Here is a 23,419-nt window from a genome sequence, read left to right on the forward strand (position 1 = left end):
TTACCAAGAAAAGAGAAAACAAGAAAAACGATTTGTGAATATTTTGGACACAGTTTTGGGCACCACCGTGCCCACTTGTGGCAACGGTGGTGCCCATTTCCTGGAGAATTGCTATCCTTTCCAATGATTGTGATTTGGCTGTTTGACTCCACGTAAAACCGGGAATCATCTCACCATCACCTTGCGTGTCGTTCCGTCGCTGAATTTCACGATGTTCAGCCCCTTCTGCTTGCCGTTGATGAGTTGTCCGGCAGCGTTGTAGCGTGCCACCTCAACGGCATTGCCACTTGCAGTGACGCTCTCAACCGATGAACCTACGGGAAAGTCGCCCTCTACAAGCACTTGGATACTAAGGTTTTTTCCGCCTACGTCGAACTGGTTCCATGAATAGTTCGTACCGTTATACAAACACCAGTACCATATAGGAATGCTGCCATCTCCTTCTTTTACAAACGAGAGCGGAAACGAGTGGTCTTCTTCATCACCATACTGTGTGTATTCGAAAACTGCTGCAAGTTCTTCGCCTTCCTTTATGACGTAAGGCTTAGGAAAATCCTCCTGATTCCAGCCGGTTTTGCCATACTGAACGTAGTTAGAGGTAACTACCTGACCTGGAATACCATCAACAATTCGGTGAAGGTATACGCCAGACTGACCGATATCCTCACAGAGTCCGAAGCGGATGCCCACAATCTTCATACCGATATAAGGTTCAAGAATCGACTCCGTAAGGTATATGCCAACCTTGTTCTCGCCTGGATATGACGGAACTCCCATGCCATCGTCAGGGTCTGCGAGAGCATCCGAAGAGTAATAGCCCACCCAGCGCTGGTTGCTTGCTATCTTCTTCGGTGCTTTTGCCACTACCTGACTGTGCTGACGTTGAGTCATGTTCGGATTATTCTCTATCACGCTGATATTCTGCTGCGTTACGCTCACCTGTGCATTGACTGCAATTGCCAGTGCGAAGGAGGCGATGGTAAGTAAAATCTTCTTCATAATTGTAGTTTTTTTATTGGTTAGTAAACGAGTTGACGAGTTGACAAGTAGACAAGGGGATTTGCTTTCCTTGACAATCATTGTTTAAGTTTATAAACAAGTGATGCAAATCTCCTTGCCTACCCGTTATCTTGTCTACTTGATCGGATGCTTGCGTGTGTCGCTACCAGCCTGCACGAAGTAGTTCGAACCATTGGCAGACTTGGTGAGAGTGCAATACTGCACGAAGCGCTTGCCGCCTTCCTTGGTGATGATAGCGATAGGAAGAGCGTAGGCTGTTATGCGGTAAGGATACTTAGACTCCTTGAACGTCTGCCATGAGCTCTTGGTGAACACAGCCTTCTCGAAGTTTGCACCTGCGAATTTCTTCGCTGCGGCGATACCGGCATTGCGGGTCTTGGCATCCACGGTGACGCCCTTAGGCTCTGAAACGGCATCTACGAAGTCATTCTGATAAGCGTCGAGGAGTTCTCCGATACGCGGAGTATCGAGTTTCAGACTCAGGAGCCTCAACGAATCATCGTTCTTCGCATCCTTGTGTCTTGGCAGGAAGTCGTCAACGAGCACTTTGAGCACGAGGTGATAGAGCAGTCTTGAGAAACCGCTGCCGTCCTTTGCCGTGATGCCTGCAGCACATTCGTTGGCAAGCTTCAGCAGATTCTCGTATGGAGTGACGGTGACTGCCAGACCATAAGCCATGTTGTCGCGGTCGTAGCGCATTTGCCGGAAATTAGAAGGCAGTATTGCGTTGTCGCCGATCACGCCTGCCGTCTCGTCCTTCATGGCATAGTGGCGGATAGCTTTCACATTCATAGAATTGAGCCAAGTGTAGGCATAGACAAATTCCTTTAGAGCTTTCTCCGACTTAGGGTCGGCGATGAAGCGGCATGTCCAGAAGTTGAGAACGAACTCGTCGCAAGGCACCTGTATCTGGTCGTTAGCCAGATTCACAGGGGTGAATTTAGGATAATGGTATGCCTTGTGAATACCGTCATACTTCAGTGTTTCTGAAAACATTCCGAAGAAGATGTTGTAGAACGTGCCCTCTTCAGCTCCTATGCCGTAGAAGCGCTTGGCGTCGTCGGTGTAATAAGGTGAGTAGAGTGTAACGTCTTGAATCTGCTCATAGCAGGCATGGATATCGCCGATGCTCTTGGTGAATCCTTCCTGGATGGTCTGGTCGTTAGCCTGCGGGTCGGCAGCGAGAGCTTCCTTGCTTGGCTTATACTTGCGGTTGGGGTCGTAGTCGGCCTTCTTCATACCAGTCTTCTCCATGGCTGCGTCTTCTGCCTTGTTCCGAGCGTCGTTCTTTGCCTTTTTCACTTTATTTTCCACTTTTTCCTTGGCGGCTTTCTTTGCTTTGTTCAGGAGTCCGCCAATCTGTGCGTTTGTTGTTGCGCTGCATCCAAACAGGAGTGCGAGGGCAACGATAGTCTTTGTCATTTTCATAATCTTATAGTTTATGGTTGATGAATGTTATTGCCTCACTCTTTATATTATCAGTTTTTAATTATGGTTTCGTCTTTTCGCCTTACGTCTGTTTTCCGTCATCTATTTTCCGTCTTGAGTCAATGCATATATAATATGTATACCATTGCATCAATGGTCTTTCTCATCCTATCCATGCTGGCGGGGACTGGAGCCGGTATTGTTTATCCGGCTCCCGAGGCAAACGGTATGCCTCTGTTGATCCCCATCAACCATGATGTCTGCCTTTCGGCAACCTCCCGACGCCCACTTTCACACGGAGCGCAATATCATATATATCGTATTTTTGTGATGGTAGCGATGCAGCCTGGCTGTTCATCGCTCTTGCTGGTGCAAAGGTAAGGATGAAACAAAGGAAATCAGCTTGCATTTTCTTCCAAAAAAATTGCAAATCTTCTCAAATTGACATTTTGGTAAAATAACTTAATGAAATCGGAACAGACGCAGGAATATACAAAGATTTGAGGCATACAAGAAGGGGGATAGCCGATATAATGAATGCTAACAGGATATTACTGTATACACAGAGATGATTATTAGCATCATTGGCGATAACTTAGGAAAGCACTGAAAAATTGAAGGAAAATTGAATCTGAAGACTGGAAAATGATGTTTTTGAAGGAAAAATCAAGAATTATTGCCTCAAGGCTCTTATAGGCAACATCAAAATTGGCAAATCCTGTCAGAATCGTTATTTAACACATTATGTATCAACACTTTAGCAGTGTAAGTTTTGAAAATGTCGAGTTCGTTCAAAGTAAAAGGTTTTTTTTACTGGAGTTGGCAAAACTGCCGGTTTTGTCATCAGGGAAACGCCGCCGAAGACGGGAGGAGAAATGAAATAAGTAGGAATTGCAAGTTTTTTGAGAAGATTTGCAATGTGGGATATCCGGTTTCATCCATAACTTTGCCCCAGACAAAAACAAAGCGTGTCGGGAAATTTCCTCACAGAAACTGACAAAGGATAAATCCTGATAAATTGACAGAACAACAGGCCAAGGGGAGCAAAGGGGAAAGGAACTCCTCACCTGATGAAACCAAACAAGAAATATTAACCAATAAACATAACTATTATGGCATACACAGAAACAACAACTACCAGCTACGGTAGCAGACTGAAAAATTCAGTAGGCGGTGTATTCTCCGGAATCCTCATGTTCATCATCGGAACCTGTCTATTATGGTGGAACGAAGGCAGAGCGGTGAAAACCACCAGAATGCTTGAAGAGGCACAGGGCAACTATGTGGAGATGAAAGACATCACAAACATCAGCCCGTCACTAAACGGCAAACTCGTACATGCCACAGGACTCGCCACGACAAAAGACACACTGACCGACGATGTGTTCGGAATCAAAGTTGGCGCAATTGCCCTGCAGCGCAGTGTGGAATACTATCAGTGGGTGGAGGTTGCCAAGAAGACCAAGAAAGACAAGCTCGGCGGCAGTGAAGAGACTGTAACCACATATACTTATGAAAAGGGGTGGAAGAGCGAACCGGTGAACTCCAGCGAATTCCACGACCCTCAGTATAAGAACAGCAACTTCGTGCTTGCCGACCTGAAGAGGGAGAGATGGGACGCTAAGGAAGTGACCTTCGGTGCCTACAAGCTGAACGAAAGTCAAGTGACGTCGCTCTCTACAAATACGGAGACAAAGGTGACTCTAACCGACGACAAGCTGCGCGAACTGGACAAGCAGATAGTGAAGATCTACAAGTCGAAACACGGCAGCAAGAGCAACGAGACGGCTGAAAACAAGGAGACCCAGAACGCTAACGACTCCGTGGAACAGAAGTCTGCTAATGCCTATAATGCTGAATGCATTCATGTTCAGGGCAACACGATATATATGGGCATGAACTCGGCTACTCCTGAAATCGGCGACGTGAGAGTGACTTACAAGCAGTGTGATCCGGGCGACGTGTCGGTCATCGCAGTGGTGAACGGCAACACATTCTCTAACTATACGGCAAAGAACGGCAAGCAGCTGTCGGTAATCAGACAGGGTGTGCAGACTGCCGACCAGATGTTCACCGAGCAGCACGAGGGCAACAGCATGCTGACTTGGGTGCTCCGCGTAATCGGCGTGCTGCTCGTAATCTCCGGTCTGCGCGGCATACTGGGCATCGCAGAGACTCTGCTGAAGGTGATACCTTTCGTGGCAAACATCTTCGCATTAGGAGTATCGCTCATCTGCGGCGTATTGGGCTTTGCATGGTCTGTAACAATCATCGCACTGGCATGGCTGTTCTATCGTCCGCTCACAGGAATCCTGCTCCTGGCTATAGTGGGAGCCGTGATTTTCGCCTTCTCTGCGAAGGGCAAAAAGCTGATTGCAGAGAAATTGAATACAAAACGCAACTAATGCAGCGAAGCCCATCGGCTGGCTGATATAGGATGGGATAAAAAGGAACCAATACTAAAAATTAATAATAACGCATGTATAAAGGAGCAGGGATCCACGGGATCAAAGAAGAAAAGAGTAAAGGATAAAAGGTTTAGGAATAAATATAGTATATAAGTTTGACATTAAGACTCCCACGGATCCTTGCTCCCACTACATGCTCAACATGATAACTAAAAACGAATTGACAATTATGAGAAAGTTTTTTTTGATGGCATTAGCCTTACTATCGCTCAGCCTCACATCATGCTCAAAGGATGATGACGGCACTGACAAGCCTAACAGCGGAACAAACACGGGCGGAACAAACACGGGCGGAACGAACAATGGCGGTTCATCGGCAAATGACCCGGGAGTGAACCTCGACGGCACACCGGGAGAAGTGGACACCACACCGCGCACAGAGACCTTCACTTTCAACGCCCTGCCAAAGAACCTGGCGGAAATGAAAGCTCTGCCCGAGGCGTCGCTCAACACTCCTCACAAGACGGCTGCTCTGTGTGTGGCTGCCCTGTGTAACATCAACAACGACCTCAACGCCACATGGGAGATGCTGGAATACCTGAACGGTCCGACACAGTGGTCGCAGTCGCAGAAGGAGCTCGTGAACAGGAGGCTGCTGAAATCGAAGGACAACAAGAGTTATATCACTTACGCCTTCTTCGACGGTGCGACACCTGCCAATAGCTACACACCGACAATGCCGTACACCATCAAGGTGACTTCTGACAAGAACTCGTTCAGCGAGGACGGCGGCTACAAATGGGCAAAGGTGTATCTGCACAGCGGAGGCGCTGACTCGCCGGCTCCTATCACGATGAGATACAAGGAGTCTACGGGCAGATGGTTTGTAACCAACGTGATGATTGCCCTCACCGACATACGCACTCCGGCAGACAAAGACCCCTGGAAGTGACCAAGAAAACTATAACAACAACTTAAAACAACAAGACTATGAAGAAGAATATCATTATTGCTTCACTTTTTGCGGGAGCGTTTCTGACGACAATGAGCTGTGGAAACAAGAAAGTGGACGGACCGAATCCTGACGCTGACTCTACAGAAGTGAATGAAGGTGACAAGGCAAAGGCTGGCAACGTGGACCCATGGCCATGGGACTTCCCGAGAGACGTGAAGGTGGACGTGGAGAAGGGACAGACCGTTCTTACGCCATCTTACTATCAAGAGTATCTGCAAGAAGACAAGGATCTGTCTAAAAGGACCTACGTATTCTATAGTGCTGAAGTGACGGAACCTGGAGTGGGCAGCACAAAGGTGGATCACATCGGCAAAGAATATGATGTGCCTAATGCCCTGATTATACCTCTGCCATCAGACGCCACGGCAAAGGTAGGCGACATCCTGCTCACATGGTGGCAGTCAGGATCTGGCCTGAAGCGTGCCATCGTGACCGATGCCTCTGACCCTAAGGCTCCTACGGTGTCTTACCTCGACTTGTCTTGGTCTATAAAGAACGGAGAGGTGAAGAAATTCAAAGAGGACGAGAAGATTAAGCCCGGCACATTCAGAGTGCTGAAAGAAGGCGAATGGGCTCCTGGCATGCAGGTGGCATACGAAGAGGAAGGACAGAAGAAGGCGGGATACATCATCTCGCTTACAGACGACAAGGTGCTCATCTCTGGTTTTGCAGGCCACATCTACGTTGCCAAGCGCAGCGACTGTAAGCTCATCAGTCTGAAACCTTCGTTCAAACCTGGAGACAAGGTGTTCGGCGTATACGTAGATTCTTATGAGGATAAGTTTACAGTGAAGAAGTTTGACAAGAAGAACGGTAGGGTATGGTTGGAAGACAACCGCAACACAACGTGCATCAAGAACATACTTGAAGTCTCAAACAACCTGTAATCCAACTCACAAGAAGCAACATATTTTCAAACATAAATCATGTTCTTAGAAAGTGAGGTTCTGAAATCTTGTCGCACATTATATATATAGCGCATACAGGATTATCCTGAACAACTCGCTAATGAATTGTCAACCGCCCCGTCACTCGTTGGGAGACCAACGACGATGGGGCGTTTTTTATCCGACACCGGTCATTAGGGTTTGCTTGGATTTTAGCCCGAATCAGTCATTAGGGTTTGCTTGGATTTTGACTTTTATCCCAAATTGCTCATTAGGCCGCTTGGAGTTTATATAACTACTGTATCATCAGCGGCGCAGCTTATGCCACTCCCCCACCGGGTCATGCTCCATCATGAATTGCTTCACTGTAATCCTGGCAATCTCCGGATCGAGCTTGTCGGTAGTAGTACTTGTGGCCTCCTCCACTTCTCCGTAGCATTCATTCACGAAGACATAATAATCTGCCTTGTCGGGGAACACGGAATATGTCCAATAAGAGACACACGGTCCTCCAGCCAACGCCGTCAGTCCTATCTTGCCGCCCTCTATCGACATGGAATAGAAAGCGAACTTCATTGGTGAGGTGTATGTCGTGATTGTCTTCACCTTGCCGTCGGTACTGTCCACGAAGAAAAAGCCTCCCGTTGCCTCATTCTCCGAAGCAAGGAAAACCACTTCGAGCCCCTCCGGCTTGTTTATCAGCGGCAGCGTGGTCCACTTGTCAAATGGTTGCTTGACGTTGGATTGCTGGTGGTCGTTGAACAGTCTCACCATCTCTTCGTATTGCTTCTTGGTGAACGGTTCGGCTGAAAGAGCCACACAGGTTTGCAGGAATGCAAAAATCATCAGTAACAATGCGCATCTTTTCATAATTCTTTCGTTTTTGTTATCGGTTAATATCTAATGTCACAAATGGCCGGCAGACCATCAATCTCGTTTTTCATCAATGAGTGCGGCAGACTACCCTACTCTTCTGCAAATATAAGAAACTCATTGGAAAAGCACAATAACAATCCTGACTATTACACTTTCAGACACATAAAACAGCCAGATCAATACACTTTTCGACACATGACGATGGCGAAAACTTACAATTTCTGACACATAATATCAATACAAAGCTACACTTTTCGACACATAAGAACAAATAAAGATTGAAAAGGAAGCGGGTTATTATGATATTTTAAGTTCAAAACGGCAATCTGGGTTTGTTTGGAATATTCAACTCATATACTTTATTATTCCACTATTTGTCGTTATTTAGGAGAAAATGACTATTTTTGCAGACAAACAAGAGACGTACATATTACGACACTACTATCCTCGACAGACATAAAAGCATCAAGCTATGAAAAAAGACCAACTACGATACATCTTCGCTATACTGTTGGCTATGCTAAACCTTACGGCATGCCAACGGCGAAACAATGCTTCTGAATCATACACCGAAAGCCAGCGGCTGCAGCTCGACACTTCAGCGATACGCAGCAAGAACATCGACTCGCTGACTGCACTCGTGAACAGATACAAGAAATCGGAAGAGCGCGACAAGGAGATGGCGGCATACGCCGAACTGGGTCACTGCTTCCTGAACGCCAACCGCTACACCAGTGCGATAGCGGCACACCAGCAGCAGCTCGAAATCGCCACAGAACTCGACGACACGCTGATGAGGGCTAGTGCTCTGAACGACCTGGGAGTGAACTACCGCAGAATGGGACTATACTACGATGCCCTGTCAAACCATCTCGCTGCCGTGGAGGTGAGCTCTCTGTCAATACAGGAGGCGAGATACAAATATCTGAAGTGTATGGCTATCGGATACAACGGATGCGGAAACTCGTATATGGCCGTGGGCCACTACCAGAAGGCTGACGAGATGCTGAGAAGAGCACTCGCCATAGAGACGAGGCTGGGCAGCGACCTGGGAATGAACGTGGACTGCTCTAACCTGGGAATGGTGTTTGAGAAAAGGGGAATGATAGACTCCGCACGGATATACTACAACCGTGCCATGTATCACAGCAAGAAATGCAACTCGCGGACCGGAGTGGCATACTGCTACATGCATCTTGGAAGTCTGGAGATGAAAAAAAACAGGTATGAGAACGCCATAGAACTGTTCAGAAAATCAATGGGAACGATAAACCGCGACCGCGACGCATGGCTTTGGCTGCAACCTTGTTCGGCGCTCGCCGAGGCGTATGTGGCTGCAAACAAGCCGGACAGCGCATGGAAATATCTGGAGACTGTCAGAATGCAATCCAACGAAATCGGCACAAGGGAATATGACCCGAGAATACTGAAGATACTGTCGGAACTATACAAGAGCAACGGCAACTACCAGAAGGCACTCGACTGCTACGCCAGGGCAAAGAGCATAGAGGACAGCACGATGAACGCCAGAAACCTCTTTGAAATCGAAAAGCTGCACAGCGACCTGAACCAGAGGCAGAAGGAGAAGGACAGGATGCTGAACGAGCAGCACCTGAACGAGCAGAGGATGCAGAAAAGGATGCTTGCCGCCGCCGCCATACTGCTGCTCGGCATCACGCTGATGATGGCATACACACTGAAGGCAAGACGAAAATCGTTTGCCATGCAGCAACGATACATGAAGATGAAGGAGAACTTCTTCACCAACATCACCCACGAATTCCGCACACCGCTGACGCTGATCCTCGGTCTGAGCCACGACATGGCGAAGGACAAGAAGAACCTGGACGACGACAGCCGGAAGAAGATGATGACGATAGAGAAGCAGGGACGCAACCTGCTCATGCTCATCAACCAGATTCTCGACATTTCGAAGATAAAGTCGAACATCGGCAATCCGGAATGGACAAACGGAAACGTGTGTGCCTACGTGGAAATGATAGTGGAGGGATACAAGCCGTATGCCACAAACAAAGGAATCGCATTGCAGTATGTGGAGAAAAACCAGATGGCAATGGACTTCATACCCGACTACATAAGCAAGGTGATGAACAACCTGCTGTCAAACGCCATGAAGTTCACTCCCAAGTCGGGCAAGGTGAGCGTCATCACATGGTGTGCCGACAACATGTTCTATCTCGACGTCTGCGACACGGGCAGCGGAATAGAGGCTAACGCCCTGCAGCATATCTTCGAACCTTTCTATCAGTCGGAAAACGGAAAGGAATATATCGGCACCGGCATCGGACTGCCCATCGTGCAGTACGCAGTGAAGGCTCTCGGCGGAGAAATCAAGGTGGAGAGCAAGGTGGGATATGGCACGACATTCCATATCTGCATACCGGTAAAGAACAACGTGAAGCGGCATTTCGAGATGACGGCAGCACCTGTCATAGTGGAGAACACGGAGTCTGAAGACATGACGAAGCAGAATGCCGACAAGAAGAGCGGAAAAGAATACACCGTGCTTGTGGTGGAAGACAACAGGAGCGTGGCACAGTATATCGGCGAACTGCTGGAGGACAGATATAACGTGCTGTATGCCGAGAACGGACAGGAGGGACTGGACAAGGCGAAGGACGCAATGCCTGACATCATCATGAGCGACGTGATGATGCCGGTGATGGACGGATATGAGATGTGCCGGAGACTAAGAGGCGACGAGAGCGTAGCGCATATACCTATAGTGATGGTAACGGCGAAGATTACCGACGAAGACAGGCTCTGCGGACTTGAAGCCGGTGCTGACGCATATCTCACAAAGCCTTTCAACAGCAGCGAACTGCTGATCAGAGTGGACAAGTTGCTGGAACAGCGACGCAAGATAGCATCTGACATACGCCCCGACAGTGAAACAGAGGCCAAGAACGAAGAAAACACGATAGGAGACGAGGACCGCATATTCATAGCCAAGGTTACCGACGCCATATATGCCATGATAAGACAGAACAAATGTGCCGACGTGCGTTCGATATCTGCAACGGTATGTATGAGTCCGAGCCAGTTCTACCGCAAGATGAGCGACACCACAGGTCTCACCCCGGCGTCATTCATCCAGCGCGTCAAGGTGAGGAAAGCCTGCATGATGCTCGATGCCGACCCTACCTCTCTGCTCACCGACGTGGCTCTGCGTTGCGGTTTCAACGACTATTCCTCTTTCATCCGCGCCTTCCGCAACGTCTGCGGCATCACCCCGAAACAATACACCAGAAGCGAATCAGCAAGACCGGTGGTGTAGAGGGAAGTAGTTTTGGCGCAATATGTAATTGAGGAATTCGCTTCTTTATGCAGACTGAGATGGAAGAGATAATTGTCAGCTGTGAGTAATTCAGTCTGCAGGAATTGCATGCGCTAGCAGAATCCAGAAAAACAGGAATATGGGTATTACAACATTAACTTATTGGTCAGACGTCTGACAGCAATTCTGCCCATCCGGGGCAAGCAGCGTGCCCCTGATGAGAAAGCAGCGTACCCCAGTTGGGCAAGCGTCGTGCCCATTTTTGTTCAAGTATGCTTGTCTACTGTCTGGCGGATATGTTTTCATCTTTGAAAATATAAATAAAAGAACTATCCGAGCCACTTGCACGAGACGTGTAGGTGGCTTTTCCTTTTATATATAATAATGTCTCCGCCCTCTATTTTCCAAAATCCCCAAATTGGCCGTTTGGGCAAAAAGCAACAAGGGCTAAAATATTGCAACGCAATATCCTAACCCTTGTATTGTCGGGATGACTGGACTCGAACCAGCGACCTCACGCCCCCCAGACGCGTGCGCTAACCAACTGCGCTACATCCCGAAACCTTGCGCATGAAAGGCGTTTGCCTTTTTAGCGACTGCAAAAATAGTCACTATTTGCGAGATTACAAAACTTTTCCGTGAGTTTTTGCTTTTATAACCACAATCAATTTATGAATATGGCTTATTCCACATAGTCTATCTTCAGCACTACGACGCGCAACGACTGGTCAGAGAATGGTGTTTTCACCTTTGCTATGTGCCAGTCGGAAGGGAAACAGATGACGAAACGCTTTGGAGTGGATGTGAAGAAATGAGACTTCTCGGGAATGTAATCGTAGCGTATCACATCTTTCTCCTCACTATATTCGCAGTTGGGAGTAGAGGTGTTGTGGTCGAGAAGCATAAAGCCCTCCGAGCCCTTAACTACATACATGAAGTCTATTTTCTTGCGGTGGGATTCTGACTTGCGCTTTTCCAGCGGTTCGTTCTTGCTGTCTTCTATGGATGCACGGATGTTGGTGCCCGGTATCATGAGTTTCCCTTTGGGGATATTCAGCAGATCGGTTTCAGCGAGCCATTTGAAGGCTGCATCCCATTGAGCCTTGTTCTTGTGATACTGCGCATAGAACTCCTGCAGGTTTACCGTGGCATCAGGCATGGCGTCGAATCCGTTTTTCCATTCTCCCTCTGCCACCCATGCAGCGGCTTTCTTCTTCGACACCTTCTTTGATTTGTTGCGCGCCTCAATTCCCTGCGCCGTGATTGCGATGAGCAGCAGGGAGAGGATGATTCTCAGACTTGTTGATTTCATTTGTGAGTAGTTTTGTAGTTTGTTCTTTATCTGTGTTTACCGTTTTGTACCGAACAAGTGATTCGTTTTTATATACTGCGCCACTTGTGGCGGCATAAGGTGGCCTGCCGGTTTCCCCTCACTGAGCAGAGTCCTTATCTCGGTGCTGCTCACATTGAAGAGTCCGGTGTCCACCAGTTTCACGTTGTGTGGCAGACTGCCGGCATCGATATGTGACCCCAGCCGCGGATATACGGCAATCTCATAGTCAGCCAATATCTCTTTACTGCCATACCATCTGTCGAAACATTCCCAATTGTCAGCACCTATTATCAGCACGAACTTCCGGTCGGGATAGTCATGGCGTATGGCATTGAGGGTATGTAGCGTGTACGACGGTTTGGGAAGTCTGAACTCATAGTCTGAGGCTATAAGCCCCGGTTCTCCTTCGAGGGCGAGCCTCACCATGTTCAGTCTGTCGACATCGGGCAGAAGCGAACCGGAGTTCTTCAGAGGATTGTGTGGTGAAACCATGAACCACACCTCATCGAGCCTGTCGAGCTGCATGATGCGCTTTGCCAGAGCTATATGTCCGTTATGGATGGGATTGAACGACCCACCGAAGATACCTGTCCTCTTTTCTGACATATTGTGTCTTTTCTGATATGGGTATATGAAAAACAGGGTATTACCCCTGTCTTTCTGTTAGTTAGTATGTTTCACTCTTGTCGCACTTACCAATCGGTCATTAGGGCCGGCTTGGATTTTTGCTTTTTAGAAGAGTGGATTCTGCTTAGCTATTTTGCTATGAACGAGCTCACCATTGAGAGAGCCTCCTGCTCGGCGGTCTGCAAGTCGTCGTTGACCACCACATGGTCGAACTTGTCGGCAAACGAGAGTTCGAACTCCGCACGCTTGATACGGTCTTCTATCACCTCCGGCGCATCGGTTCCCCTGCCGGTGAGACGCTTTCGCAGCTCCTCCACAGACGGCGGCTGGATGAAAAGGCTCAGTGCCTTGTCGCCATAATATTTCTTGATGTTGCAGCCACCCTTCACGTCAACGTCGAGCACCACATTCTCTCCTTTTTCGAGCTGTTTCTCCACCTGCGCCTTCAGTGTGCCATAGAATCGATCGGCATACACCTCCTCGTATTCCAGGAATTCCTCGTTGGCGATGCGCTGTCTGAACTCCTCTGGAGTGACGAAGAAGTATTCCACTCCGTCCTTCTCCGTTCCTCTTGGCTGTCGGCTGGTGCATGAGATGCTGAAAGCGAGGTTCAGTTCCTTGTGCTCGTTCATCAGCCAGTTTATGATGGTGCTCTTTCCGCTGCCGCTCGGTGCGGAGAAGATTATTACTTTTCCTTGCATTGCTTGTTGTTTTTTTTACAGTGAAACAGATTACAGTCAGAGTCCAGAATATATGTTACAGGGCGTTGAGCACCTGCTCCTTTATCTGCTCCAGTTCATCTTTCATCTTCACCACGATGTTCTGCATCTCGGCGTTGTTGCTCTTGCTGCCGGTGGTGTTTATCTCGCGTCCCATCTCCTGGGCTATGAATCCGAGCTTCTTGCCCACTCCCTGAGTCTCCTCCATCGTCTCGCGGAAGTATTTCAGATGGTTGGCAAGTCTCTGCTTCTCCTCGCTGATGTCGAGTTTCTCGATATAATATATGAGTTCCTGCTCCAGACGGTTCTTGTCGTATTCCACCTCGGGGATTGATTTCAGTCCGTCGATGATTCGTGAGCGGATTTTCTCCACCCTCGCCTTCTCAAACGGTTCGATGCTTTCGAGCAGGGCAGCGATATTGTCAATTTTCTCGCTGAACTTCCTCTGGAGAGCCGCTCCCTCCTGCATACGGAATTCGGTGAGCTTTCCGAGAGCCTCATTGATGGCTTTGGTAGCAGCTTCCCATTCCTCGTCGGTGAGAGTCTCCGTTTCTGTCTTCGTCAGCACATCGGGCATTCTCATCAGCGTGGCGAGCCAGTCGGCAGGTTCCGGTATGTTGTTCTTCTGTATAATCTCCTTTATCTGCTTGTAGTAGCCAGCCACGAGCGCTCCGTTCACGGGTGTGGCATCCACCACGGTATCCTTCTCAATCCAGATGCTGAAGTCCACTTTGCCTCGTGTGAGAGCCTGCGACACCATCTGTCGTATCTGCATTTCCTTTTCGCGATAGATTGGCGCTATACGTGTTGAGAGGTCGAGAGTCTTGCTGTTAAGCGACTTCACCTCAACGTTTATTTTCTTTTCTCCGTATTCCACTACAGCCTTGCCGTAGCCAGTCATTGATTGTATCATGCTTTTATCAATATTAATTGTGCAAAATTACACATTTATTCGTAAATACGTCTATGTGGCGTGTTGTTTTTATCTTCAAGCCGGTCTGCAGACATTATGCACGGACTATGCCAGCAAATAGCCCACGAGCAGCGAACCGTTGTATATCAGCAGGAATGCCGTGATGATACCCAGCAGCGCCCGGAGCGCAAGGAGCCTTCTGCCCTCAGCCTTCTTCATGGCAAAGGCGATGGCTATCGGGATTATGAACAGCCAGTGTGCTCCCATGATATATACCTCGTTGAGACCGAAACCGAGAATCACATGTACGGTGAAGTCTATACCGAAGCCCAGGAGTGCCATCCACAGGAAGCGGCTCTTCCTGCCACACCATATTCCAAAGAGGAACAGCAATACGATGGCAGCCTCTACGATATAGTTGACGACATTCCGGTAGCTTACGAACACGGGGCGGTCGCGCAGCGTGTCGCCCAGCAGGTAGTCCTGATGCAGCTGTATCGTCTCTCCGAAGACATTGTCTACAAGCGACTGCCAGCGTGGTGTCGTCATGTCGGTGTATTGCAGCATTCCCTTCTTCACCAGCGGTTTGCCCTTGTGGGCATTCCATGGCAGCTTCTGGTCTTTCCTGTATTTGGCGAGAATCCGCTTGTTGTCCCACACCTTGAAAGCCTTCTCAGCCTCAGCGGAGTCCATGATTGTAGTGGTATCCATGAAGGCGGCATGGTTCTTTGCCCATTCTCTTTCGCTCGCCTTCTTCACGTCTGCCCTTCGCTGCTGCTCCACCGGCAGACGGTAATATCTGTATTCCGCATCTGACAGATACCACATTCCGGCACATGGCATGGCGATGGCGAAGATAAGGTATTTGGGACGGAAGAATCTCTTGCCCTCCACGAAGAGAGCGTCGATGACAATCTTCGCTCCGTTGCTCAGCGTCGTACCGGCTGTGAATATGAACATGAGCACCGCCTGCCATCCGTTGAGCCGTTTCTTGTCGCGAATCTTCACTCCACAGACATAGAGCGCCATGAGCAGCATGAACATCGACGGTGCGAAATGGTCGGGCACGATGAATGTCAGCATTATATACGCGCAGCTGAACAGGAATCCGCTGAGCAGTGCGGCATCGGTGTTTCTCAGTCCGATGATGTCGCGGCATATCCTCATCATGAATATGAAGGAATAGAACATGAGGAAGAGCAGTATCAAGGCGATGATAAACTGCACGAGATTCAGTCCGGTGAGGTCCATCAGCGCCGTGTTCAGCAGATACAGCGGATATACGAAGAATGCGAGCAGAGGATGCCGGTGTATGTCGTATTTAGGTCCCCACGTGCTCAACACCACATACGTGATAGGGTCGAATCCCGACACGCTGAACTTCTTGATGAAGTTTTTCCAGAACGCCACGTGCACTTTGGAGAACGAGTCGTAGTAGCGCATTATTATCAGGGCGTTGAGGATGATGTAAACGGCGAGAGCCGAGAGAGAAGGTATCACCTCGTTTTTCTTCACTCTGAACATCCTGCCTATCTGTATGAAGATATTCTTCAGTTCTTTTATCGGATTTGTCATGCTATGCTGTTTCTTGTTTTGTCTTTTTGGTGTATTGTCGTGTTATCTGAACGGTGTATTGTCGCGTTATCTGAACGGTTTATAGAATCCCTCGTCGGCAAAGTCGAGCATTGCGATGTCGCCGCTGCTGTCGCCAAACGCCGTAAGGAAGTAGCTCTTGCGGTCGGGATGCAGGGCGAGTATCCGTCTCACCTTCTCCTTGCCGCGGCAGTTGGCAGATAGGAAACGCCCCGTCAGGTTGCCTTCCTTCACTTCTATCCTGGTGCAGAATATCTCTATGCCGGGAAATTCCCTGAAAAACGGCGCCACCCAGTTGTTGATGCTCGCACTCACTATCATCACCGTGGAGTCTGGTTCTGCCATCGCCTCCCTCACTCTCTCGACGCCTTTCGGGCGCAGGATGTGTGAATGTGTGGCGGCAAAGCGTTCACACAGGTTGTCGAACATGCTCTCCGGCATATTCTGGAAATAGTATGCGAAGATGCTTTCCTTCACTTTTCCACTGTCAGCCAGTTTCAGTTTCATGGCTATCAGCAGATGTATATGCAGTGCGAAACATTTCAGAAACTCTTTCCATCCTTTTGCAAACAGCAGGAAGGCTATCAGCGAGTCGCGTTTCGTCAGTGTTCCGTCAAAATCGAATGCGTAGATGTTCTTCATCTCTTCTTATTTTTTTAAATGCCAAGTATGTCACGCCGCTAAAACACGTATATTATGAGCAGGAACGCCAGCAGCCACAGCGCCACCACAATCTGCATCATCCTGTCGCGCAGCATCGTCTTGGTAGGGTCACCACTCTTGTTGTCAACGAGTGTGAGCTGGAGATACCTCAGTATGCCGAGCAATACGAACACTGTGGTGAGATACAGATAGCGTGTGCCTATCCTCTTTTCCACCTCCGGCGACACGGTATACATAATATAGCATACGAGAGTCACCGTTGCCGTGATGGTGATTGCCTGGTTTATGAATTCCAGGTTGTATCGAATGGTGTTCTTCCGCGGCGCATGACCGGTTTCGTTCATCCTCACCACATCGTCGCGTCGCTTTGCCAGAGAGAGGAACAGCGTGAGCAGGAATGTCATGAGCACAATCCAGTTGCTCAGTTCTATACACGTGGCAAGTCCTCCTACGAGCAGCCTCAACACAAATCCGAACGCTATCACGCATACGTCCACTATGGCGAATCTCTTCAGCCACAGACAGTAGGCTATGTTCAGTAGGAAATACGTTCCAAGTGCCGCAGCCACTCCCATTGCCTGTTCGCCGATAAGCGTCGCGAGTCCGAAACTCAGCGCCACCATCATTGCCATGCAGACATATCCCTGTTTCACGCTCACCTTGCCCGACGCTATCGGACGGTTGCGTTTCACGGGATGACGTCGGTCGTCCTCCACGTCGATGATGTCGTTAAGACAGTATATCGACGAGGCTATGAAACTGAACGCCAGCGCCGCTATCAGCGAGGCTATGATGTCTGTGGAATCGAGAAGGCTGCCGCCGAAGAACAGCGGTACCATCACGAAGACATTCTTTATCCACTGGTGTGGACGGATTATGGATAGTATGTTCTTTATGTTCATTACGAAAGCTCTTGATGTTGTATGTTCTTGATGGCCATTGCAAAAGCCATTTGATGGTCATTGCAATATTCTGAATACCCTGCAGCCCATCACCTTTTCGATTATCCAATGCAGCAGGTATGCCACCGGCGTTGATATCACGATTACCAACAGCGCCGTAACGCAATATCCGAGCTTGTATTGCTGCAGCGGCAGCATGACGAACTGTATGTGAATGAGATATATCTCAAGACTAATAGTGCCGAGCATGGTCAGCACCCGGTTTATATTCTTCGGCATGACGGCTATGAGCTTGCATTCCAGCAGCAATGCCGTGACGGTGAGCGGTATGTAGACGATGCGCTCCATGAACAGCGGAAACCTTCTGTGGCCGATATATTCCAGTTGCAGACATAGCCAGAGGCTCATGGCAAAGATGATGACTATCATCCAGATGCTGCCTTTCTCCAGTGTCCGCTTTTCCATCACCCATTTCCCGGCGTTTATGCCGATGAAAAATATCGGTATGCGGCTGAAGAATATCTCCAGATGTCCCACACTGTTGTGTATCAACGGTACATAGCGCACCATAGCCGCCAATATTATGAATGCCACAGGCAGCCAGCGGTAAGTGGGCCGCTCACGCACAAGTTCCATATATCCCGGAGCGAAGATATACAGCATCATCGTTGCCGGAACATACCAAAAGGTAAGGTCGTCTATTCGCCAGAAACTCCAGTTGAACAACACGTTGGCAATCAGATTGGGGATATCAGGACTATAGCCGCTGCCCGGTGCCTCAACGTATTTGCCGATATAGAATACCGACGCCACGATGATCCAAACGGGATAGATCCGCTTGTAGCGGTGCTTGAAGAAGCGTATCGTTGCCGGGCGGATTCCCATTGCCCCGTTGCCGTCGAGTTTCTTTCCCAGTCGTGAACGGGTCCAAGAGAACCACAGTCCCATACCGCTTACAAACAGGAACATGTCCACACCGATGTTTCCCAGCCTTCGGAGCGGATAGAAGAAATTGCTCTGCGGCATTCCTATATGAAACAGGATGACGAACAGGATGGCGAGTCCCATCAGTTCGCCACGGTATTTGCTCAGATCCTCAAACTTGACCATCTATTCAACAATGATTTGAATGTTAGAAAAATTATCGTATTCAGCGTGTCATCATTGCGCTGCCCGCCATGTGGCACTTTGACACGGCAGGCACCGTCAGCAGCGTTAGCATCAGATGCTTTTTGGCTTGGGTATGAACTTCAGCAGCTTCATGAACAGCCATGCGCAAAGGACAGACGCCACGAGATATACCACTATTCCCGTGAACACCTGTCCACGGCGCGACATCGGTATTATGATTTCCCTGAGAACAGGGTGTACGACAAAGAGCGACGACGATATCACTCCCGTCCACATACATGGTTTCAAAGCCCATTCGGGCAGGAGTTTGAACGTAGACACCGCTCCTATGACGATGAATGCCGGTACCCACAGCCATGAATGGAAATTGAAGCTTCCCCAGAACACCACCGCTGCCGACACCACCGCCAGAGCGGCATAGGCGCCCTTCGGCAACAGTCTGCCATGGCGGGCATACAGCATTCCCATGCCGAACGGCAGCATTCCTCCTATGAAATTGTATCTGATGCGGTTGAGAGAGTCCCAACTGCCATACATCTCCGGCGAGAACACCGTCTGCAGAATCCAGCATACGGCGATGAGCGCTATCGTGTAAGCCGACTTGCGGCGGTATAACAGCAAGCGGTATACGATATACAGCTGCAGGGTGAGTCCGAAATACCAGTATGGTCCCGGCTTGATGATATGGTCGGGATCGGGCAGGATGTTGATATACATGAACAGCTGCGCCACTACCCTGCCCACGGTATATCCATGATAGCCATGAGGGTCGAGATAGCTCACTACGGCGAAGGCGATGTATCCGAGGAACATGAGCCGGAGCAGTTTGGCATAGTTATACCGGACGAACGGCAGTATCCGCGTCTCCTTGTCCTTGTTCTTGTATTCATATTTCATCACCAGTCCGAAGCCGCTGATGAAGAGGAACACCGGCACTCCATAATGTCCGAAGAACGACAGTATGTGCACGAACAGATAATGGTTGAGCGAACAGAGCCTGTCCAGCATCATCATCGGTTTTTCTGCATCGAAGGTATACTCGTTCTCCTTCACGGCGAACCCCAGGAAGTGACAGTAGTTATGCAGAATGATGCCGAGAATGGCAATGCCTCTCAGCGCCTTCGATTCCGCTATGCTCAGTAATTGTTGCTTGTTCATCTGCTATGTTTCTTTATGCCCCTTCGGGCTTTCTTCTTGTCTTTCTTGTCCTTGGAGTTCTTCTTCGCTTCTGCCGCCTCCTTTTCCTTTTCAGCTTTCTCCTGAGCCATCAGTTCGTCGTAGTCGGCTTTTCCCTTGAGAATTCTTTTCCTCTTGGCGTTATACTTGTCGCTGAGGATATTCAGTTCGTCGCGGTATTGCGGACAGCTGATGCCGGCGAGGTCGAGCAGCAGATACGGCAGGGCGTCGGTCATATACGGACGCTTCCTGCTTGCCTTCACGCTTCTCCATATTTCCGGATGCGTGGCTCTGTATTTTCTTGACGCCCATATCCACATCGGTATTTCAAACTCGGCATGTGCGAGTCGTGGCGTCACCTGGGCTGAGTGCATTCTTCCGTAGAAGTGTGCTCCGTCGTAGCACTCCTCACCGTGGTCGGGCACGTAGATGACGATAGCATCCTGCTTTCTGAACTTGTCCACAATTGCCTTCACGATACTGTCGTTGTAAAGCGTGGCGTTGTCGTATTCGGCAAGTGCCGTACGCTCCTTGTCGTTCAGCTCCGGGCGCAGATCCTTGTAGTAGTCCTTGTCAAACTTCTTCTGCACCTTCGGGCAGCGGCTCTTGTAGTCCACATGCTGTCCTTTCAGGTGGAAGATTATCAGCTGCGGCTTTCCTTCTCCCTCGCCCTTCAGTTTCTCGTAGTTGTGGAGCAGTCCGTTGTCGAAGCGGTAGAGCGTTGTGTTGCGGGTGTCAAACTGTGCTTTGCTCAGCACTTCGTCGTTGAGGAAGAACCCTCCGCTGAAGTCATACACCGCCTCCTTGGCTTGCGGCAGGAACTGGTTTGTCATGAATGTCACATGATATCCTGCCTTTCTGAACACTTCGGGGAAGAGCGGATAGTCACACCATTCGCCTTTGTCGCCCACCGTGTATAGCGAGAATATATGCTTGAACACGAAGCTCGTGAGATTCCATGGCGACACCACGTCGGTAAACGGCACCAGTTCGCCTCTTCTTCTCATCTTCACCTGTCGCGGAGTGTTCGGCGTCTTGTATCCGTAGAGCTGTGAGTGGTTGCGGTTGTAGCTCTCTCCTATGATAAGCACGATGTTGCGTGATTTGAAAGAACAGCTGTCCACCTTCACCTCGTTGAGACTCTCCTTGAGTTTCACGAGCTGCTTTGCCGTCAGTTCGTTGGCATACAGACTGAACGCCAGTCTGTATATCGGCTGATATTGCACGGCATGCGGCTTCTTTGTCAGTTCATGCTCCACATCGCCGATGTTGTCATACGACATCAGCCTGTGGTACAGCACCTTGTTTTCCCAACACAGGTTGCCATACGAGAAGAAGAGTATCACGGCTGCCAGTCCCAGCGAAGCGCTTGCGTATGGCGCCATAATCAGGAATTTCTCCTTCACCTCTCTTGCTGTCTGCAGCAGGTTGTCGTTCTCAGCCAATTTGCTTTTTGCCCATCGCCACACCTTCTTTGAGAATGCGGCATAGAGGATATGCAACAGCATGAGCAGCAATACCAGTCCGACGCTGCTTCCGAGAAGGTCGAGACTGAGATACGACTGCAGGAATTCCGTGGCTTCATCTCCGTTTGTCTCGCCCACGAGCAGCAGCATCGTTGGAGTGAGAGTGGAGTCGAACCTCACGAAGCAGTAGAGGTCTACCACTGCCGTGGCGTATGCCAGGACATAGAAAAACGGTCTTATCCATCTCCTCACCTTTTGTGGTATCAGGGCGAGGACGACACACAGGAAGTAGACGTCGAAGAACAGTTCCTCCCATGCCAGACTGTATAATTCACCCTTCTTTGGTATGACGGCATACGCACATATCATACCCAGAATATACATCGTCACGAAGAAGGCGGAGTTGCGCCTTATCGGAAGCAGACCCAAGGACAATATCTTGCCCAGTTTTATCAGAAAACCCATTTGTTTCTTATTGCCTTAGTGCATGAAACCCAACCAGCGCAGCACATCATTCAGATTTGCCACCACCATGAGTAATATCAATATCGTGAAGCCCACGTATTCTGCCCTCAACAGGAACTTCTCGCTTGGAGCGCGTCCCGTCACCATTTCATATATGAGGAAGAGCACGTGGCCGCCGTCGAGTGCCGGTATCGGCAGTATGTTCATGAATGCGAGGATGATGCTGAGGAATGCCGTCATTCTCCAGAACAGCATCCAGTCCCAAACCGGCGGGAAGAGACTTCCGATGGCGCCGAATCCGCCGAGCGACTTCGCGCCGTCTGCCGTGAACACGTATTTCATGTCGTCTACATATCCGCGCAACACACCGATACCATATTTGATTCCTGCCGGGAAACTCTCGAGGAATCCATATTCCGTCGTCACCGGCTTGTAGTATGTCATGAGACTCGTCTTGCCCACTCCCAACTGCAACTCCGGCGACAACACCACCTTTGCGGTGTCGAGCTGTCCTGTTGCCTTGCTCTTATACACGAGAGTAGTGGTGCGCACCTTCAGCGAGTCTTTCGTAGTCTTTGCCGTAGCCGTCATCACGTCGGTCATCACTCCTATCTGGTCGTCGAAATCGCACCATGAGTTCACCGGCGCTCCGTTGAACGCCACAATCCTGTCACCCTTCCTGATTCCTGTCTTGGCGGCTGCCATATTTGGCATCACGCTGTCTACCTCGGCTGGAATGATCGGTCGCATGAAGGCCGGTTCTGACTTCAGCATCTTCAGCAGGCTCATGTCTTCGGGCAGGGTGATGGTGACGAGCTTTCCTTTTCTCTTCACCGTAACGGTCTTGGCATCAGCGATATTGCGGAAGAGGTCAACATCAAACTTCTTGAATTCCTTCTGGTCGGTGCCTACTGGCACGTCACCGTCCTGGAATCCTATTGCCTTTGCCTCGGTGTTGAATTTCATACCCATCGTCATGTCCTGAACAGGCATGTATGAATCTCCCCAATAGAAGAGCACCATACTGTAGATAAACAAAGCGAGCAGGAAGTTGACGAGCACTCCGCCTATCATTATCAGCAGTCGCTGCCATGCCGGTTTGGAACGGAACTCCCATGGTTGTGCGGGCTGTTTCATCTGCTCCGTGTCGAACGATTCGTCTATCATTCCCGAAATCTTGCAGTATCCGCCCAGCGGCAGCCATCCCACGCCGTATGTCGTGTCGCTCTTCTTCGGCTTGAATTCGAAGAGGTGGAACCAGGGGTCGAAGAAAAGATAGAACTTCTCTACGCGCACACCGAAAAGTTTTGAGAAAAAGAAGTGTCCGCCCTCATGCAGCAGGACAAGGATAGAGATTGCGAGCATGAACTGCAGCAATCTGATTAAAAATATTTCCATCTTGTTTTGTTGATATTCTTGGGTTGTTATTCTTGAGTTGATGCGCCGTCATTCCGAAACGAACTGGAGTAAAACGGCTTCCACACTTTCTTTCTATATAT

The 23,419-nt window shown here is 49.4% G+C and carries 19 protein-coding genes and 1 tRNA gene; 4 read left to right on the top strand and 16 right to left on the bottom strand.

All coding sequences use genetic code 11. From position 1 onward, the window contains the following. Nucleotides 1-165: 165 nt before the first annotated feature. The 3 genes from ST42_RS07465 to ST42_RS14050 all read right to left on the bottom strand — a co-directional run bounded on the left by ST42_RS07465 (nucleotide 166) and on the right by ST42_RS14050 (nucleotide 2,857). Nucleotides 166-999, bottom strand: coding sequence for a hypothetical protein (locus tag ST42_RS07465; protein ID WP_044073044.1), 834 nt, complete (start codon nucleotides 997-999; stop codon nucleotides 166-168). A 135-nt stretch (nucleotides 1,000-1,134) separates the two neighbouring features. Beyond that, on the bottom strand, nucleotides 1,135-2,448 hold the full coding sequence (locus ST42_RS07470) for a hypothetical protein (RefSeq protein ID WP_044073045.1): 1,314 nt from the start codon (nucleotides 2,446-2,448) through the stop codon (nucleotides 1,135-1,137). Between the two features lie 247 nt (nucleotides 2,449-2,695). Then, on the bottom strand, nucleotides 2,696-2,857 hold the full coding sequence (locus tag ST42_RS14050) for a hypothetical protein (protein WP_197068927.1): 162 nt from the start codon (nucleotides 2,855-2,857) through the stop codon (nucleotides 2,696-2,698). 703 nt (nucleotides 2,858-3,560) lie between these two features. Here ST42_RS14050 and ST42_RS07475 point away from each other — a divergent pair. From ST42_RS07475 to ST42_RS07485, 3 genes are all read left to right on the top strand, one after another. Beyond that, nucleotides 3,561-4,853 (top strand): TMEM43 family protein, encoded by a 1,293-nt coding sequence (locus tag ST42_RS07475; RefSeq protein WP_044073047.1) that lies wholly within the window; start codon nucleotides 3,561-3,563, stop codon nucleotides 4,851-4,853. A 232-nt stretch (nucleotides 4,854-5,085) separates the two neighbouring features. Continuing rightward, nucleotides 5,086-5,808, top strand: coding sequence for a DUF6935 domain-containing protein (locus tag ST42_RS07480; RefSeq protein ID WP_156139328.1), 723 nt, complete (start codon nucleotides 5,086-5,088; stop codon nucleotides 5,806-5,808). 38 nt (nucleotides 5,809-5,846) lie between these two features. Beyond that, nucleotides 5,847-6,758 carry a hypothetical protein gene (locus ST42_RS07485; protein ID WP_022316649.1) on the top strand — a complete coding sequence of 304 codons (912 nt, stop codon included), beginning with the start codon at nucleotides 5,847-5,849 and terminating at the stop codon, nucleotides 6,756-6,758. A 306-nt stretch (nucleotides 6,759-7,064) separates the two neighbouring features. Here ST42_RS07485 and ST42_RS07490 read toward each other — a convergent pair whose 3' ends face one another. Next, nucleotides 7,065-7,628 carry a hypothetical protein gene (locus ST42_RS07490; RefSeq protein ID WP_156139329.1) on the bottom strand — a complete coding sequence of 188 codons (564 nt, stop codon included), beginning with the start codon at nucleotides 7,626-7,628 and terminating at the stop codon, nucleotides 7,065-7,067. A gap of 478 nt (nucleotides 7,629-8,106) precedes the next feature. Between ST42_RS07490 and ST42_RS07495 the strand changes: the two genes are divergently transcribed. Continuing rightward, complete coding sequence (locus ST42_RS07495) at nucleotides 8,107-10,932, top strand: hybrid sensor histidine kinase/response regulator transcription factor (RefSeq protein ID WP_044073049.1); 2,826 nt, start codon at nucleotides 8,107-8,109, stop codon at nucleotides 10,930-10,932. A gap of 485 nt (nucleotides 10,933-11,417) precedes the next feature. On the opposite strand, the gene ST42_RS07500 is transcribed toward ST42_RS07495, so the two are convergent. The 12 genes from ST42_RS07500 to rseP all read right to left on the bottom strand — a co-directional run bounded on the left by ST42_RS07500 (nucleotide 11,418) and on the right by rseP (nucleotide 23,318). After that, nucleotides 11,418-11,491: transfer RNA gene (locus ST42_RS07500), tRNA-Pro, on the bottom strand. A gap of 123 nt (nucleotides 11,492-11,614) precedes the next feature. Then, the gene (locus tag ST42_RS07505; protein WP_044066163.1) at nucleotides 11,615-12,244 is read right to left on the bottom strand and encodes a YhcH/YjgK/YiaL family protein; all 630 of its coding nucleotides are present in this window, start codon (nucleotides 12,242-12,244) and stop codon (nucleotides 11,615-11,617) included. Between the two features lie 36 nt (nucleotides 12,245-12,280). Then, the gene (gene nadD / locus ST42_RS07510; protein ID WP_044073050.1) at nucleotides 12,281-12,871 is read right to left on the bottom strand and encodes a nicotinate (nicotinamide) nucleotide adenylyltransferase; all 591 of its coding nucleotides are present in this window, start codon (nucleotides 12,869-12,871) and stop codon (nucleotides 12,281-12,283) included. Between the two features lie 149 nt (nucleotides 12,872-13,020). After that, entirely contained in the window at nucleotides 13,021-13,593 is a 573-nt protein-coding gene (gene gmk, locus ST42_RS07515) for a guanylate kinase (RefSeq protein ID WP_022316654.1), read from the bottom strand. A 55-nt stretch (nucleotides 13,594-13,648) separates the two neighbouring features. Continuing rightward, nucleotides 13,649-14,524 (bottom strand): YicC/YloC family endoribonuclease, encoded by an 876-nt coding sequence (locus ST42_RS07520; RefSeq protein ID WP_042520180.1) that lies wholly within the window; start codon nucleotides 14,522-14,524, stop codon nucleotides 13,649-13,651. A gap of 105 nt (nucleotides 14,525-14,629) precedes the next feature. After that, nucleotides 14,630-16,099, bottom strand: coding sequence for a DUF6080 domain-containing protein (locus ST42_RS07525; RefSeq protein WP_052488276.1), 1,470 nt, complete (start codon nucleotides 16,097-16,099; stop codon nucleotides 14,630-14,632). A gap of 66 nt (nucleotides 16,100-16,165) precedes the next feature. Continuing rightward, entirely contained in the window at nucleotides 16,166-16,759 is a 594-nt protein-coding gene (locus ST42_RS07530; RefSeq protein WP_022316657.1) for an HAD family hydrolase, read from the bottom strand. Between the two features lie 38 nt (nucleotides 16,760-16,797). Next, entirely contained in the window at nucleotides 16,798-17,682 is an 885-nt protein-coding gene (locus tag ST42_RS07535; protein WP_022316658.1) for a decaprenyl-phosphate phosphoribosyltransferase, read from the bottom strand. A 57-nt stretch (nucleotides 17,683-17,739) separates the two neighbouring features. Further along, nucleotides 17,740-18,792 carry an acyltransferase family protein gene (locus ST42_RS07540; RefSeq protein ID WP_044073051.1) on the bottom strand — a complete coding sequence of 351 codons (1,053 nt, stop codon included), beginning with the start codon at nucleotides 18,790-18,792 and terminating at the stop codon, nucleotides 17,740-17,742. 111 nt (nucleotides 18,793-18,903) lie between these two features. After that, the gene (locus ST42_RS07545; protein WP_044073053.1) at nucleotides 18,904-19,971 is read right to left on the bottom strand and encodes an acyltransferase family protein; all 1,068 of its coding nucleotides are present in this window, start codon (nucleotides 19,969-19,971) and stop codon (nucleotides 18,904-18,906) included. Next, entirely contained in the window at nucleotides 19,968-21,920 is a 1,953-nt protein-coding gene (locus ST42_RS07550; protein ID WP_044073054.1) for a phosphoethanolamine transferase, read from the bottom strand. Before ST42_RS07550 ends, ST42_RS07545 begins: the two co-directional genes overlap by 4 nt. A gap of 15 nt (nucleotides 21,921-21,935) precedes the next feature. Then, the gene (gene rseP, locus ST42_RS07555; RefSeq protein WP_044073055.1) at nucleotides 21,936-23,318 is read right to left on the bottom strand and encodes an RIP metalloprotease RseP; all 1,383 of its coding nucleotides are present in this window, start codon (nucleotides 23,316-23,318) and stop codon (nucleotides 21,936-21,938) included. Nucleotides 23,319-23,419: the final 101 nt, after the last annotated feature.

Source organism: Prevotella pectinovora, from assembly GCF_000834015.1.
Classification (GTDB): domain Bacteria; phylum Bacteroidota; class Bacteroidia; order Bacteroidales; family Bacteroidaceae; genus Prevotella; species Prevotella pectinovora.

What these genes read in the sequence shown, in the direction of transcription:
- rseP (WP_044073055.1), bottom strand. Translation starts at nt 23,318, where the DNA reads ATGGAAATATTTTTAATCAGATTGCTGCAGTTCATGCTCGCAATCTCT.
- ST42_RS07505 (WP_044066163.1), bottom strand. Translation starts at nt 12,244, where the DNA reads ATGAAATCAACAAGTCTGAGAATCATCCTCTCCCTGCTGCTCATCGCA.
- ST42_RS07465 (WP_044073044.1), bottom strand. Translation starts at nt 999, where the DNA reads ATGAAGAAGATTTTACTTACCATCGCCTCCTTCGCACTGGCAATTGCA.
- ST42_RS14050 (WP_197068927.1), bottom strand. Translation starts at nt 2,857, where the DNA reads ATGCAAGCTGATTTCCTTTGTTTCATCCTTACCTTTGCACCAGCAAGA.
- ST42_RS07495 (WP_044073049.1), top strand. Translation starts at nt 8,107, where the DNA reads ATGAAAAAAGACCAACTACGATACATCTTCGCTATACTGTTGGCTATG.
- ST42_RS07485 (WP_022316649.1), top strand. Translation starts at nt 5,847, where the DNA reads ATGAAGAAGAATATCATTATTGCTTCACTTTTTGCGGGAGCGTTTCTG.
- ST42_RS07520 (WP_042520180.1), bottom strand. Translation starts at nt 14,524, where the DNA reads ATGATACAATCAATGACTGGCTACGGCAAGGCTGTAGTGGAATACGGA.
- ST42_RS07540 (WP_044073051.1), bottom strand. Translation starts at nt 18,792, where the DNA reads ATGGTCAAGTTTGAGGATCTGAGCAAATACCGTGGCGAACTGATGGGA.
- ST42_RS07490 (WP_156139329.1), bottom strand. Translation starts at nt 7,628, where the DNA reads ATGAAAAGATGCGCATTGTTACTGATGATTTTTGCATTCCTGCAAACC.
- ST42_RS07545 (WP_044073053.1), bottom strand. Translation starts at nt 19,971, where the DNA reads ATGAACAAGCAACAATTACTGAGCATAGCGGAATCGAAGGCGCTGAGA.
- nadD (WP_044073050.1), bottom strand. Translation starts at nt 12,871, where the DNA reads ATGTCAGAAAAGAGGACAGGTATCTTCGGTGGGTCGTTCAATCCCATC.
- ST42_RS07530 (WP_022316657.1), bottom strand. Translation starts at nt 16,759, where the DNA reads ATGAAGAACATCTACGCATTCGATTTTGACGGAACACTGACGAAACGC.
- ST42_RS07535 (WP_022316658.1), bottom strand. Translation starts at nt 17,682, where the DNA reads ATGAACATAAAGAACATACTATCCATAATCCGTCCACACCAGTGGATA.
- gmk (WP_022316654.1), bottom strand. Translation starts at nt 13,593, where the DNA reads ATGCAAGGAAAAGTAATAATCTTCTCCGCACCGAGCGGCAGCGGAAAG.
- ST42_RS07475 (WP_044073047.1), top strand. Translation starts at nt 3,561, where the DNA reads ATGGCATACACAGAAACAACAACTACCAGCTACGGTAGCAGACTGAAA.
- ST42_RS07470 (WP_044073045.1), bottom strand. Translation starts at nt 2,448, where the DNA reads ATGAAAATGACAAAGACTATCGTTGCCCTCGCACTCCTGTTTGGATGC.
- ST42_RS07550 (WP_044073054.1), bottom strand. Translation starts at nt 21,920, where the DNA reads ATGGGTTTTCTGATAAAACTGGGCAAGATATTGTCCTTGGGTCTGCTT.
- ST42_RS07480 (WP_156139328.1), top strand. Translation starts at nt 5,086, where the DNA reads ATGAGAAAGTTTTTTTTGATGGCATTAGCCTTACTATCGCTCAGCCTC.
- ST42_RS07525 (WP_052488276.1), bottom strand. Translation starts at nt 16,099, where the DNA reads ATGACAAATCCGATAAAAGAACTGAAGAATATCTTCATACAGATAGGC.